14 protein-coding genes and 1 other RNA gene are annotated in these 12920 nt (G+C 57.5%); 10 read left to right on the forward strand and 5 right to left on the reverse strand.

The genetic code is table 11. The annotated features are described in order from the left end of the window. Window positions 1-73 precede the first annotated feature (73 nt). On the forward strand, window positions 74-718 hold the full coding sequence (locus FO268_RS04870; protein ID WP_150990318.1) for a ZrgA family zinc uptake protein: 645 nt from the start codon (window positions 74-76) through the stop codon (window positions 716-718). On the opposite strand, the gene FO268_RS04875 is transcribed toward FO268_RS04870, so the two are convergent. Then, window positions 719-1132, reverse strand: a complete 414-nt coding sequence (locus tag FO268_RS04875; RefSeq protein WP_225316540.1) for a DUF3299 domain-containing protein — start codon at window positions 1130-1132, stop codon at window positions 719-721. Window positions 1133-1331: 199 nt separating this feature from the next. Here FO268_RS04875 and FO268_RS04880 point away from each other — a divergent pair, with 199 nt between their 5' ends. From FO268_RS04880 to FO268_RS04905, 6 genes are all read left to right on the forward strand, one after another. Next, the gene (locus FO268_RS04880; RefSeq protein WP_150990322.1) at window positions 1332-2054 is read left to right on the forward strand and encodes an ABC transporter ATP-binding protein; all 723 of its coding nucleotides are present in this window, start codon (window positions 1332-1334) and stop codon (window positions 2052-2054) included. Beyond that, on the forward strand, window positions 2051-3325 hold the full coding sequence (locus FO268_RS04885; RefSeq protein WP_150990324.1) for an ABC transporter permease: 1275 nt from the start codon (window positions 2051-2053) through the stop codon (window positions 3323-3325). Before FO268_RS04880 ends, FO268_RS04885 begins: the two co-directional genes overlap by 4 nt. 102 nt (window positions 3326-3427) lie before the next feature. After that, a complete protein-coding gene (locus FO268_RS04890) occupies window positions 3428-3634 on the forward strand; it encodes a TIGR02449 family protein (RefSeq protein WP_007153200.1) in 207 nt (68 codons plus the stop codon). Next, window positions 3634-3930 (forward strand): cell division protein ZapA, encoded by a 297-nt coding sequence (locus tag FO268_RS04895; protein WP_150990326.1) that lies wholly within the window; start codon window positions 3634-3636, stop codon window positions 3928-3930. The genes FO268_RS04890 and FO268_RS04895 overlap by 1 nt, the downstream gene beginning before the upstream one ends. Before the next feature lie 64 nt (window positions 3931-3994). Beyond that, a non-coding RNA gene (gene ssrS, locus FO268_RS04900) (6S RNA) lies at window positions 3995-4174 on the forward strand. A 3-nt stretch (window positions 4175-4177) separates the two neighbouring features. Then, window positions 4178-4825 carry a 5-formyltetrahydrofolate cyclo-ligase gene (locus FO268_RS04905; RefSeq protein ID WP_191966834.1) on the forward strand — a complete coding sequence of 216 codons (648 nt, stop codon included), beginning with the start codon at window positions 4178-4180 and terminating at the stop codon, window positions 4823-4825. A 6-nt stretch (window positions 4826-4831) separates the two neighbouring features. Here FO268_RS04905 and FO268_RS22805 read toward each other — a convergent pair whose 3' ends face one another. After that, window positions 4832-4993, reverse strand: a complete 162-nt coding sequence (locus tag FO268_RS22805) for a hypothetical protein (protein WP_191966837.1) — start codon at window positions 4991-4993, stop codon at window positions 4832-4834. Window positions 4994-5261: 268 nt separating this feature from the next. Further along, entirely contained in the window at window positions 5262-6797 is a 1536-nt protein-coding gene (gene ilvA / locus FO268_RS04910; protein ID WP_150990330.1) for a threonine ammonia-lyase, biosynthetic, read from the reverse strand. A 142-nt stretch (window positions 6798-6939) separates the two neighbouring features. Between ilvA and rpiA the strand changes: the two genes are divergently transcribed. The 3 genes from rpiA to ppa all read left to right on the forward strand — a co-directional run bounded on the left by rpiA (window position 6940) and on the right by ppa (window position 9618). Next, window positions 6940-7620 (forward strand): ribose-5-phosphate isomerase RpiA, encoded by a 681-nt coding sequence (gene rpiA, locus FO268_RS04915; RefSeq protein WP_150990332.1) that lies wholly within the window; start codon window positions 6940-6942, stop codon window positions 7618-7620. Between the two features lie 236 nt (window positions 7621-7856). Beyond that, window positions 7857-8996 carry an acyl-CoA dehydrogenase family protein gene (locus tag FO268_RS04920; RefSeq protein ID WP_150990334.1) on the forward strand — a complete coding sequence of 380 codons (1140 nt, stop codon included), beginning with the start codon at window positions 7857-7859 and terminating at the stop codon, window positions 8994-8996. 94 nt (window positions 8997-9090) lie between these two features. Next, a complete protein-coding gene (gene ppa, locus FO268_RS04925) occupies window positions 9091-9618 on the forward strand; it encodes an inorganic diphosphatase (RefSeq protein ID WP_150990336.1) in 528 nt (175 codons plus the stop codon). Window positions 9619-9695: 77 nt separating this feature from the next. Here the strand turns inward: ppa and FO268_RS04930 are convergent, their stop codons facing one another. Both FO268_RS04930 and FO268_RS04935 read right to left on the reverse strand, forming a co-directional pair. Then, the gene (locus FO268_RS04930; protein ID WP_150990338.1) at window positions 9696-10748 is read right to left on the reverse strand and encodes a DUF2333 family protein; all 1053 of its coding nucleotides are present in this window, start codon (window positions 10746-10748) and stop codon (window positions 9696-9698) included. A 109-nt stretch (window positions 10749-10857) separates the two neighbouring features. Then, entirely contained in the window at window positions 10858-12846 is a 1989-nt protein-coding gene (locus FO268_RS04935; protein WP_150990340.1) for an EAL domain-containing protein, read from the reverse strand. Window positions 12847-12920: the final 74 nt, after the last annotated feature.

Below are 12920 nucleotides of genomic sequence, written 5' to 3' on the forward strand. Positions count from 1 at the left end.
TGCCCTCTTGATTCCCGGCGTGGATAGCGTAAATTATGTTATAACATATCACTATATCGTCGGAGTGCCTTTGATGTCCGTGCAGATGCCCACCCCCCGCAGAGAAAGATCAAACTGGCCGCAGCCATATCTGGCGCTGGGCTACTTGCTTGCAGCCTGCAGCCTCCCTGGTTATGGCTATGCCGCTGATAATCCAGATGCCCACGAACATGGCCATGCCCGGCTGCAGATTGCAGTTGAGAACAACAGCATTGACCTGATGTTCACTTCCCCCGCTTATAACCTGGCAGGATTCGAACACGAAGCTCGCACGGATGAGGAAAAAAGGCGCCTATCTAAAATCAATCATTGGCTGAACAACACCCCTCTAGTGGATACGGAAGCTGCCAGTTGCCGGGTAACCGCTGCTGTCGTTGAACTTGGCGGAGAGACCGACCACGACGATCATGGCCATCACGAAGAGCACCGTCATGAGGAGCACCATAATGAAGAACACCATCACGACCACGAGGAGGGCCATGAGAAAGCAGCCCATCGTGAGTACGATGTGTCGCAACAACTGCAGTGTGATGACCTGGGTGCGGGGCTGACGCTGACTTCCGCGTTGTTGGAGGAATTCGGCAATCTGGAGGAGCTCGCCGTCGAATGGGTGACCCAGTCCGGGCAGGGCAGTGCCCGGCTCACATCAGTCAACCGGGCGTTCACGATCAACAACTGATCAGTAGTCGCCCTCGTCTTCGTAGGGCGTTACGCTTTCCGCAATAATGGAATAGGACGAAGAGGCAACATCGTTCTCGGTTTTCTCGATTTGCAACGTGCCCTCAATCCAAACCGGATCGTACAAGGCTTCAAGTTTGAAGCCTTCCTTGTATTTGACATGGATAATCTGGTTCGGGGGCGGGGGCGGCACATGAATACAGGCGCCGTAATAAGGCACCAGGAAAAATTCGAGAATGCGCATATCCTGGGTGGTTTTCAACGGCACCACGAAGCCGGGAATACGGCCGGACCTGCCTTCCATTTCCGGGACTACACGGCCGGTCATGATTTCGTCCGGCAATGCGGCAGGGCCATCACCTTCGTGGGTGACTTCCGGCATATTTTCAAGCAGATTGAGATCCTCCGCCGGCATCAGTTCGAGCCAGTCAATCTCCGCTGCGGCTTCTTTCGCACTGGCCGTGGTGACGATACTCAGCGCCGTAGCGAACACCAGAGCGGCTAGTACAGACAGCGGAACCGCAAGTCGCTTACGCTGTCCATCAGTCTTCAAATTATGAACCATGAAATGGAATACTCCCGAGACAATGCAGGAATCATACACCGGATGACCAATGCCTGACATGACCAGCAAGACAGACTTGCCGCCCGATAGTTCCGCAACCACCCGGCAGGTACTTCATCTCAGCAACCTGACCTTTCACTGGGATCAGACCCAGGCCCCACTGAGCTACCCGGACATCACGCTGAACACCGGTGAGCATCTGTTTGTTCGCGGGCCCAGTGGCAGCGGCAAGAGCACACTCCTGAGCCTGATGGGCGGTCTGATTGTACCGGCTTCGGGCACGCTGAGCTTGCTGGGTACAGAGCTGACCCGCCTGACAAGTGGTCAACGGGACCGCTTCAGGGCCGATCACATGGGCGTGATTTTCCAGCAGTTCAACCTGGTTCCCTACCTGACAACCCTCGACAACGTAATGCTGCCCTGCCGGCTTTCCTGCAAGCGTCGCAACCGCGCCTTGCCCACACCCGAGAAAGAAGCGGAATCCCTGCTGACCGCCCTTGGCATTCCCCCGGTTCACTGGAAGCGCAGAGTGACCGGCCTGAGCGTTGGCCAGCAGCAACGGGTGGCCGCAGCACGGGCACTTACCGGTGGCCCTGAACTGATTCTGGCGGATGAGCCCACCTCCGCCCTGGACAGCGACAACCGCGACCGCTTTATCGAACTGCTACTCGGGCTGGCGGCGGAAAAACACTCATCCGTGGTCTTTGTCAGCCATGACCAGAGCCTGGCAGGGCTATTTGATTACCAGCTCTCCCTGGAGGTGACCCAATGAATCTCCGGCTGGCATTCTCCCTGGCAATGGCAAGTCTCTGGTACCGGCGCAAGGTGCTGGCCCTGGTCACCCTTACCCTGACGCTGAGCATCACCCTTCTGCTGGGCGTTCAATATCTGCGCACCGAGGTCAAACAGTCCTTTACCAACACCATCTCGGGTACCGACCTGATCGTGGGCGCCCGCAGCGGCCAGCTGAACCTGCTGCTGTACACCATTTTTCACATCGGCGATGCCACCAATAACATTCGCTGGAGCACCTACCAGAAACTGCAGGACGACCAACGCATCAACTGGCTGGTGCCCATTTCCCTGGGTGACAGTTATCGCGGACACCGGGTGGTCGGAACCAACGAGGAGTTTCCGAAGTATTTCCGTTATGGTCGCGACCAGCGCCCTGAACTGCAGGAAGGCTCGTGGTTCAGCGAGGTGTTCGAAGTAGTACTTGGGGCTCAGGTCGCACGCAAGCATGGTCACCAGCTGGGGGACGACATCATCCTTTCGCATGGGGGCGGACGAACCAGTTTCTCAAATCACAAGGACACCCCGTTCACCGTCACCGGTGTGCTCGCCCCTACCGGCACGCCGGTGGACCAGGCAGTTTATGTCAGCCTGGAAGGACTGGAAGCCATCCACATCGGATGGGAATCGGGTGTCGCCATCCCCGGCCGCACAGTAACTCCCGAACAGGCTTTGGAGCGGGACCTGACGCCAGACAGCATTACTGCGGCACTGGTCGGCATCGAACGCAAGGTGCTGACATTCCAGGTGCAGCGCGAAATCAACGAATTCCGCGATGAACCGCTTTCCGCTGTTCTGCCGGGCGTGGCACTCAGCGAACTATGGCGAATCATGGGGCAGTTCGAGAACGCCCTGCTGGGCATTACCGGTTTTGTGGTGGTTACCAGCCTGATCGGGCTTATTGCAGTATTGCTGACACTTCAGGTGCAGCGGCGCCAGGAAGTTGCCATACTCCGGGCCACCGGCGCCTCCCCCATGCTGATTGCGACTCTTCACGTGATCGAGTGCGTGGTTCTGGCGGTCTCAGCCTGCGTCATTGCCGTGTTCGCCGGCGCTGCCTGTATTTCCGGGCTCAGCCCCTGGCTGCTGGAAACCTGGGGCGTCCAGATTGGCTTGCGGCCGCTCAATGGGATGGAGTGGCTGATGATTGCCAGTGTTCCCTTCGCTGCATTTGTTGTAGGGCTGATTCCCGCCCTCCAGGCGTGGCGCGGGAGCCGCAAACAAGGGCTGGGGCATGTGATGCCGGAGTGACGGACGTCACGCATAACGGGCTATGACATCCCTGTAAATTGACCAGCTTGCAGTCCACACTTATAGTTAGTTCACTTCTTTGATACAGGCGTTGGACGACTCATGGAACAGTCCGAACTACAGGCATTGGCGGACAAACTCGACAGACTGATCGAACACTGTCGCAAACTGGAGCGTGACAACGCGATGCTGCGCGAGCTGCAGGACGACTGGAACCGCGAGCGGGCGCAGCTTATGCACAAGAATGATCTTGCCAAAAACAAGATCGAAGCCATGATAGGACGCCTCCGGGCCCTGGAGCACCACTGATGCCACAGCAGCCGACAACCGTCGAAGTCAAGATTCTCGACAAGGAATACCTGGTCGCCTGCCCTGAGGAAGAGCAGGACGCCCTCTTACAGGCCGCCAGACACCTGGACGTAAAAATGCGGGAAATCCGCTCCAGCGGAAAAGTCTTCGGCACCGAGCGCATCGCGGTAATGGCAGCGCTGAACATCACCCATGATTTGCTGGAACGGGACACCATGTCCAGCGCCGCCAGCTCGATTCTCAGTGCCATGGACGAGAAACTGGATACCGCGCTGGGTGAAACCTCCGGTAACTAAGCATTACACACGGATCCGAATCAGGTGTTGCAATCAGCCCCGCCAATGCCCGTATAATGAGAATAACTTCCTGGGCTGTTCGCTGGTCGGATTCGTCCTCGAGCCGATGCGCACTACCCAGGTGGCTACTCTAGGGCATTGTGAGCACGTCCCCTCACGGGGAAAGCCTAATATGTCACAGCGGCCACCGACCTTGAACTTTGGGTTCAAGGGCCACATCCGATAACGGCAGCCCGGGAAGCTTATTTTGACCAACGTTATCTCCCCCCACCCTTTTGAAGATCACCCGGATTCACGCTCACGCAGTAAACTCCGCAAGACTCTCAGGCAAAAACGAAGGGCTCTTTCTGCGGAAGAACAACAGATTGCGGCCGACCAGCTCGCCCTGAACCTGTTGCGACACCCCGATCTCTACCGTGCACGCCATGTGGCAATCTACCTGCCCAACGACGGAGAAATCGACCCCCGGATCTATGCCCACATCGCCCGCCAACGCGGCGTCCGGTTCTATCTTCCGGTTTTGCACCCGGTTCATCACGGCAGACTGGTTTTCAGCCGCTTCACTGACAACACAAGGCTCACAGCCAACCGATTTGGCATCCCGGAACCGGCCTTCCAAAACGGGCTAAAACGGCCACCCTGGGCGCTGGATGCGGTTCTGTTTCCATTGGTAGGTTTCGATGAATTCGGAGGCAGGCTTGGAATGGGTGGAGGTTTTTATGACCGCACCTTCGCGTTCACACGCATACGGCCACGGCTGGCGCCCAAGCTCATCGGGCTGGCCCACGAATGTCAGAAGGTATCGGAGTTACCGCTGGAGCCTTGGGATATTCCGCTGCACAGCGTGGTTACCGACAGGGGATATTACCGGGTGAGAGCCGGAAAACAGGCTTGAGGCAATTCAGTCCCGGACAGCAGGAACCATAACTATTTCGCTGCCATCAGCACTGTAAGTGGCCTTTGGCTCATCCTGGGAAGCCTGAAGCGAGGTGAAGCCGGTAATCACTAGACCAACAGCAAAAATCAGCACAATCGACCGAATAATATCGGGCTTGCGGGCCATGGTGAGGATCTCCGGTATTCGAAAGGGTAAAATCTATCTAAATCAGGTGACTATTCTTGTTTTCAAGAATTAGACGAAAGACTAACACCTATCCCGTATTTTACAATTTTTCACAGGTTAAAATTTTGTAAGAATAGAGTTAGCCTGCCAGATTGGGTGCGGGAGGCCGTCCAAAACACGCTCAAGCACATCCCTGTGGCGCTTGAGCTCCGCCATCCATGGCTCCGCACAGTTTTGGACGGCCTCCCGCACCCAATCCTAATCCGCGTTATTCAGACCTGTTATTACCTGCGCCCAAAAACAACTGGTAAGCCTCGTTATCAGTCATGTTTTCGTAGCGGAAACCGACCTTGTCGAGCATCTTCTCGAAGTCTTTTACCTCGTCATCTTCCACCTGAGCTCCAAGCAGCACACGGCTGTAGGCCGCACCGTGGTTGCGGTAGTGGAACATGGAGATATTCCAGCGGGTGCCCAGTGACATCAGGAATTTTAGCAAGGCGCCTGGGCGTTCCGGAAACTCAAACTGGAACACCTTTTCGTTGGTAATGGTCGGGGCATGGCCGCCCACCATATGACGGATATGCTGTTTCGCCAGGTCACTGTCGGTCAGGTCGATCACCGAATAGCCGGTTTCCCGGAGGTCCTGAATCAGCTCTTCGCGGCCGTGGCCGCCGGCCTGGATCTGGATGCCGACGAAGATGGTGGCATTGGTGGCATCCGCGTAGCGGTAGTTGAACTCGGTGATGCTGCGCTTGTGCAGGGCGTTGATAAAGGTCTTGAACGCGCCCGGCTTCTCCGGAATGGTCACCGCGAGAATAGCTTCGCGCTTCTCGCCAACTTCCGTGCGCTCGGAGATATATCTCAGGCGGTCGAAGTTCATGTTGGCGCCGCTCAGGGTGGCGATCAGGTTTTCGTTCTCGATCTGCTCCCTCTCGACGTACTTCTTGATGCCAGCTACACCCAGCGCCCCGGCCGGTTCAGCGATGGAACGGGTGTCCTCGAACACGTCCTTGATGGCGGCGCAGATTTCGTCGGTGGAGACGGTGATCACTTCGTCCACGTAGTCCTTGCAGATTTCCCACGGGTACTTGCCGATCTGCTTGACGGCGACGCCATCAGCGAAAATGCCGACTTCATCCAGCACTACCCGCTTGCCGGCTTTCATGGCGGCCTGCAGGCAGTTGGAGTCTTCCGGTTCAACGCCGATCACCTTGATTTCAGGTCTCAGGTACTTGATGTAGGCAGCCATGCCGGCAATCAGCCCGCCGCCGCCAACACAGATAAAGATGGCATGGATAGGCTTGCTGAACTGCCACATGATTTCCATGGCCACTGTGCCCTGCCCGGCGATAACGTCGGGGTCGTCGTAAGGCGGAATGTAGGTGTAGCCGTGCTTCTGGATCAGTTCCTGGGCGTGGGCGGCGGCTTCGTCAAAGGCATCGCCTTTGAGCACCACTTTGGCGCCGTGGTCCCGTACCGAGCGCACCTTGATTTCCGGGGTGGTCTGGGGCATCACGATCACGGCCTTGATACCCAGCTTCTTCGCAGCCAGGGCCACACCCTGGGCATGGTTGCCGGCGGAGGCACAAATCACGCCCTTGGCTTTTTGCTCCTCCGAGAGCTGCGCAATGCGGTTATAGGCGCCACGAATCTTGAAAGAAAATACCGGCTGAAGGTCTTCGCGCTTGAGCATAATGTTGTTACCAAAGCGCTTGGAGAGGCTGCGGGCCTCAGTCAGCGGGGTCTCGATGGCCACGTCGTAGACACGGGCATCAAGAATTTTCTTTATGTAGCGTTGCGGCATGGTTCCGTCCGGAGGTTGATGTTTCGTTGGGAAAACGAACAGTGTAGAAACTTTGCCGGGGTTCCGTCTATAAGCAGGCCGCCCGGAAGAGCTATAATGACAGCCACTGTGACCATTTCCCGCAAAAACCGGAGTTCCTTCGATGAATCAGGACGAACTGAAGAAAGCCGTCGCCCAGGCTGCGCTGGACTACATCAAGCCCCATCTGGACCAGGACAGCATTATCGGCGTGGGCACCGGGAGCACTGCCAACTGCTTTATCGACCTGCTTGCGAGCATTCGGAACGACTTTGACGGTGCTGTCGCCAGTTCCGACGCCACGGCAGAGAGGCTGAAGAGTCACGGCATTCCGGTGTATGACCTGAACAGTGCCGCGCCGCTTGAGTTTTATGTAGATGGCGCCGACGAGACCAATGAGCACCTGGAGCTCATCAAGGGCGGCGGTGGTGCCCTCACCCGCGAGAAAATTGTGGCGGCGGTATCCAAGACGTTTATCTGTATCGCCGACGAGTCCAAGAAGGTGGACATCCTGGGCGAGTTTCCGCTTCCGGTGGAAGTGGTGCCCATGGCTCGCAGCTATGTTGGCCGCGAAATTGTGAAGCTGGGCGGCGATCCGGTTTACCGTGAGGGTTTCATTACGGACAACGGCAATATCATTATCGATATCCATAACCTGGATATTTCCCGGCCGCTTCAGATTGAGGAGAAGCTGAACAATATCGTGGGCATTGTTACCAACGGGCTGTTTGCTCGTCGGCCTGCGGATTTGTTGTTGCTCGGTACCAAGGATGGCGTCAAGAGTATTTCCCGCGAGGACGGGTGACTTACCGGGAGGACTGTGAACTCGGGGGAAGCCGCAAGGAGGTGGGCTCATCAGGGGCACGCTGTGAATACGTCCATGTACGCTCGACAAAAACATCCATGTTTTTGACGTCCCCTGATGAGCCCACCTCCTTGCGGCCCAAACTCTTTTCGGGTCTTCATTGAACCAAGCGCTTGCTTGGTTTTTTGATTTGAGTGAGACTGCTCCTATGATTTCCGATCACAGGGAGGCTTACCGTGTCCGATTATTTCAATGATACCCATGAGCAGGTTCGTCAGACTGCGCGCAAATTTGTTACCACGCATGTTCTGCCTCACATAGACGACTGGGAGGAAGCGGGCGAGTTTCCCCGGGAACTTTATAAACAGGCTGGAGATGCAGGGCTTCTTGGGGTTGGGTTCCCGGAAAGTCTCGGCGGCATTGGCGAAGACGATGTGTTTATGAAGGTCGCCGTTTCAGAGGAACTGATGCGCTCCACCTCTGGCGGCCTGGTGGCCGGGCTTGGATCGTTGGATATCGGCCTCCCGCCAGTAGCGAAATGGGCGCGACCAGAAGTGAAGGAGTCGATCGTACCGCCGGTGCTGCGCGGCGAGAAGATCGCAGCACTGGCGATCACCGAACCCGGTGGTGGTTCCGATGTGGCGAGCCTCAAGACGAAGGCAGTGAGGGACGGCGATCATTACATCGTCAACGGTAGCAAGACTTTTATCACCAGCGGCATTCGTGCCGATCACTACACAGTTGCGGTGCGCACCGGGGGCGAAGGTCACGGGGGTGTCAGCCTGCTGCTCATAGACCGCGACACGCCGGGCTTCTCTACGGGCAAGAAACTTCGCAAAATGGGCTGGTGGGCCAGTGATACGGCCGAATTGTTTTTCGAAGACTGCCGGGTTCCCGCCAACCGTCTGATCGGCGCAGAAAACGCCGGGTTCATTGCCATCATGAGCAATTTTCTGGCGGAGCGCCTGAGCCTGTCGATTATGGCGTACATGACCGCCGAAATAGCCCTGGAAGCGGCCATGGCCTGGGCCGGGCATCGGGAGGCCTTTGGTCGCCCGGTCAAAGGCTTCCAGGTAACGCGCCATAAACTGGTGGACATGGCTACCCAGGTGGATGTGGCGCGGGAATACACCTATCGCTGTGCTGCACTTATGCAGGCTGGCAAGAACCCGATCAAACAGGTGGCGATGGCGAAAAACTTTGCGGTGGAGGTCTGCGAAAAGGTCACCCGCGAAGCGGTACAGATTCATGGCGGTATGGGGTTTATGCGGGAGTCGGTTGTTGAGCGGTTGTACCGCGATGCGAAGATACTGTCGATCGGTGGTGGCACCGACGAGATCATGAAGGAACTGATAGCCAAGCAGATGAGGCTGTAGCAAGACCAACGTTTAGTTTCGATTCACACCATAGTCCCGTATAATTGCGCCCACTTTTTCCACGCAGTTAAACGCACTTCAGGAAGGATCGCTCATGAACTTTGACAATATCCCGGTTGGCAAGAACCCACCAGAAGACATCTACGTTGCCATCGAAATCCCGGCGAACAGCTCGCCGGTCAAGTACGAGCTGGACAAGGACATGGGCGCGCTGCTGGTAGACCGCTTCATGGCCACTCCCATGTTCTATCCGGCCAACTACGGCTTTATCCCCCACACTCTGGCCGACGATGGCGACCCCATTGATGTGCTGGTAGTCACCCCCTACCCGGTGCAGGCAGGTTCGGTTATTCGCTGCCGTCCCGTTGGCGTGCTGAACATGGAAGACGAAGCCGGCGGCGACGCCAAGCTGGTGGCGGTTCCCCACGACAAACTGACCACTTCCTACCACAATGTGAAGGAAATTGACGATCTGCCGGAACTGCTGCGGGACCAGATCCACCACTTCTTCGAGAACTACAAGACTCTCGAGCCGGGCAAGTGGGTCAAGGTTCAGGGCTGGGGCAATGCCGCCGAGGCCAAGAAAGCCATTGAAGCCGCCGTTAATGCTTACAAGGGCTGACACAAACCCTTTCAGGCGAACATAAAAAAACCGGGCTCAAATGGCCCGGTTTTTTTATGTCATCAGGTTTCCCGTCATCAGCCCCGGGTCAGCAAGTCGCGCATGTCGCTGATTGCAGCACTGGCGCGTGATAGATACGCCGCCATAGTCAGGGAATGGTTGGCCAGCACACCAAAACCGCTGCCGTTCAGAATCACCGGACTCCACATTTCTCCCTGGGTACCTTCCAGTTCGATAATGATCTGCTTGGCGCTGGCCAGAGCATTCTTGTCGCTCAGCACCTTGCGGAAGTCCACCTCGATGGCGCGGAAGATGTGCAACAGGGCCCAGGCACTGCCCCTGGCTTCATAAAACACATCGTCTATTTCGGTCCATGGAGTTTTGACATCCTCGCCCGTTACATCTTCGGAAAGAGGATCGTCCGGATTAATGTTGGACACGGAATCAGACACCGAGGCCTTGCCGACACTTTCCCCCAGGGTACGGGAGAGACTGCCCAGCCGGGTTTCCAGATCCCCCAGCCAGTTGGCCAGGTTGTCGGCCCTCGCGAAGAACTGGGCATCAGGCCGCTCAGGGCGCGACAGGCGGTCGAGATAGCTGTACAGCGCCTTGATACCCCGGCGGTATTCCGCCTCGGTGGATGGGAGCGCCCAGCTGCCGCTATCGAAGTGCAACTGCGGTTCGGCGATAACCAGGTCCCGATCTTCAGCAGACTGGCTCTGGGAACGACTGATGTCCCTGCGCATGGCGCGGGAGAAGTCGCGAAGCTGCACCAGCACACCAAATTCCCAGTTGGGCATGTTGTCCAGCCAGAGCCCCGGCGGTGCAACATCGTTGGTGATATAGCCTCCAGGCTTGTCGAGCAACGTCTCTGCCACACGAATCATGGTCACTGTGGTCGCGAAACCAGTAACGGGCTCACGTTGCATATCGCCGGCAACTTTCCGTGTATGCTCCCGAACCGAGAACACATCCGGCTCGCTGCTCCAGATCATCCCCAGCACCAGGGCAACCAGCAAATAGACGACAAGGACAGCCAGGATGAATTTGCCGACAACCCCGCCACCGCCGGAAAAATCCCGGAAGTCGTCTTTGCGATCACTGAAGTACCGTCTGATTTTTCCTGACATTGGTTGTTTTTTCCCCTGATCTGTCGTTGTATCTGGCCTGCCCACCCGGGAGCTTCAGTTACCATGACGCATGGGCGGGCCATATGCAATTTGCGGCGGCGATGCCGCCTTACTGTCCCGCCTCGAATGGGCGACCCAGATGATACCCCATTGCGCCATCAATACCGATGCCGCCCAGCGCCGAGTACTCACTCTCCGTCTCCACACCGGTAACATACACCCTCACGCCCCTGCTGCGCGCTATGGTGGCCACGGATTCAAGATAGAACCGATTGTCTTCGTGCGTGTCGATGTCGTGGATGAAGCTGCTATCAATACGCAGAGCCTGGAATCTCAGATTTCTCAGGTAACTGAAGGGTACGCCGCCAACCCCGAAGCGGTCGACGATCACCGGCACTTCCAGGCGGTTCAGGGCACGGACCAGAAGCCCAACCTGAACACGGTGATGGTGCACAGCCTGTTCGGACACGCCAATCTGCAACCGCTGGCGTTCCGGCCCCGCCTTCGCCAATTCCTCCAGAAGCGCCTTCCGGAAGCCCTCGCTGGTCACCGACACCACGCCCAGCGTCATTGCCAGTCGCTCATCCGGCTGCTCCCGCAACAACGCGAGCGAGCGTGTCAGAACCCAACGGTCTATATCAGGGGTCAGACCAAACCGCTCTGCCATGGGCACAAAGATGTTTGCCTTCACCCAGCCATCGGGCGTCTTCATGCGGGAGAATACCTGATGGAACAGTACGCTGCCGTCGTCCTTGCGAACCATTGGCTGCAGCCAGAGCGACAACCAGCCATCCCGGACAGCCTGCTTGATGATCGCACGCCAGGTCTCACTGTTGTAGTGTTCAAGCCGGTCGGTATCTGCGGCGTGGCACGCGGAGGCCTCTTCCGCCTGGGCCTGACGAAGCGCCTCGTCGGCAGCGGCCATCAGGTCACGAACCTTCTGATTCCCCGCAGCCTGGGCAATACCCGCGTGAATAGAAACGCCGCTCTGCGCCGAGAAATCTGCATAGATGCCGTCGAGTTCGTCCAACAACTGGCGACACCATATGACACCGTCGGCCCGGGAAACGCCGGGCAGAAAGACCGCAAACCCGGCACCACTCAGCCGCCCGGCAAAGGAGTCACTGTGACGGCGGGTAAAAACGCTAAGGGCGTCACCAATGCGGACGAGCAGGCGATCCGCCTCTTCGCGGCCATAGCTCTGGTTATATTGGGCAAAACCCGCCAACTGGAGCAGAAACAGAACGCCTGGCGCGGCGCGCTCCTCGGATTCCACCTCCACCTTGAGCCTTTGCTCGAAGGCGCGGCGGCTGGCCAGCCCGGTCACACTGTCTTCGTTATTGACCTTGCGCAGATGCTGAATGAGCTTGGCCTGACCCTCGAACAACTGGCCAAGATCATCCGCCATCTGGTTCATGGCACGGGTAACCTGATTAAGCTCACGGGTAGATGTGATATCCACCCTGCGGCGGAAATCACGCCGTCCTAGGGCCCTGGCCTGTATTTCCACAGCCCTGAGCGGCCGCAGCAGGCGTGTCATCATCCAGAACAGGCCTACCAGGCCGGCTCCGGCGACCAGCACAGAACCGGCCACCGTACCGAGAGTCACCCTCCAAAGATCCTCATAGGCCCGGCCGGGATGGCTGACCACCCTGACCTTACCCAGTCGGCTCCAGCCTCGCACCACCTCCGCCTCCCCGGTGGGCAGGGGCAAGTCGGCCAGAGAGACAAACCAGCCTGGTGCACGGACGTCATTAAGGGTGGCCTCCCTGCCGGCAATTTCCTCGCCTTCGTTATCGAGGTAAACCACGGACAGGTAACGACCACTGTCAAACACGGCGTCAACCAGGGACGAAGCGGCCACAGGATCGCGACCGTCGATAGCATTGGAAAGGGAAAGACCGATAGCGGTGGCGCCATCCTGGGAGTGCCCGCGAAGCTGATCGGTCATGTAATCCCGGAAACGATCGAAGCTCACACTCACTGCAGCGACCAGTAACAGCAGCAGCAGCCCGCCGGTAAACAGCAAAAGCAGGCTGCGCAGGGTGATCACTCCCCGCTGCCGGGCAAATTGTACTGTTTTCTGCATCCGTGCCATAAGAGGCAACCCCTGCCTGGAAGAACGGTTACCGGGGAACTGATGTGACCTGAACCGCATAGTTGACAAACATT

The sequence above is a fragment of the Marinobacter denitrificans genome, assembly GCF_008795955.1.
In the GTDB taxonomy this organism is placed as follows: Bacteria; Pseudomonadota; Gammaproteobacteria; order Pseudomonadales; family Oleiphilaceae; genus Marinobacter; species Marinobacter denitrificans.

Coding starts and splice junctions, on each gene's coding strand:
- FO268_RS04870 (WP_150990318.1), top strand. CDS start 74: ATGTCCGTGCAGATGCCCACCCCCCGCAGAGAAAGATCAAACTGGCCG.
- FO268_RS04875 (WP_225316540.1), bottom strand. CDS start 1,132: ATGCCGGCGGAGGATCTCAATCTGCTTGAAAATATGCCGGAAGTCACC.
- FO268_RS04880 (WP_150990322.1), top strand. CDS start 1,332: ATGCCTGACATGACCAGCAAGACAGACTTGCCGCCCGATAGTTCCGCA.
- FO268_RS04885 (WP_150990324.1), top strand. CDS start 2,051: ATGAATCTCCGGCTGGCATTCTCCCTGGCAATGGCAAGTCTCTGGTAC.
- FO268_RS04890 (WP_007153200.1), top strand. CDS start 3,428: ATGGAACAGTCCGAACTACAGGCATTGGCGGACAAACTCGACAGACTG.
- FO268_RS04895 (WP_150990326.1), top strand. CDS start 3,634: ATGCCACAGCAGCCGACAACCGTCGAAGTCAAGATTCTCGACAAGGAA.
- FO268_RS22805 (WP_191966837.1), bottom strand. CDS start 4,993: ATGGCCCGCAAGCCCGATATTATTCGGTCGATTGTGCTGATTTTTGCT.
- ilvA (WP_150990330.1), bottom strand. CDS start 6,797: ATGCCGCAACGCTACATAAAGAAAATTCTTGATGCCCGTGTCTACGAC.
- rpiA (WP_150990332.1), top strand. CDS start 6,940: ATGAATCAGGACGAACTGAAGAAAGCCGTCGCCCAGGCTGCGCTGGAC.
- ppa (WP_150990336.1), top strand. CDS start 9,091: ATGAACTTTGACAATATCCCGGTTGGCAAGAACCCACCAGAAGACATC.
- FO268_RS04930 (WP_150990338.1), bottom strand. CDS start 10,748: ATGTCAGGAAAAATCAGACGGTACTTCAGTGATCGCAAAGACGACTTC.
- FO268_RS04935 (WP_150990340.1), bottom strand. CDS start 12,846: ATGGCACGGATGCAGAAAACAGTACAATTTGCCCGGCAGCGGGGAGTG.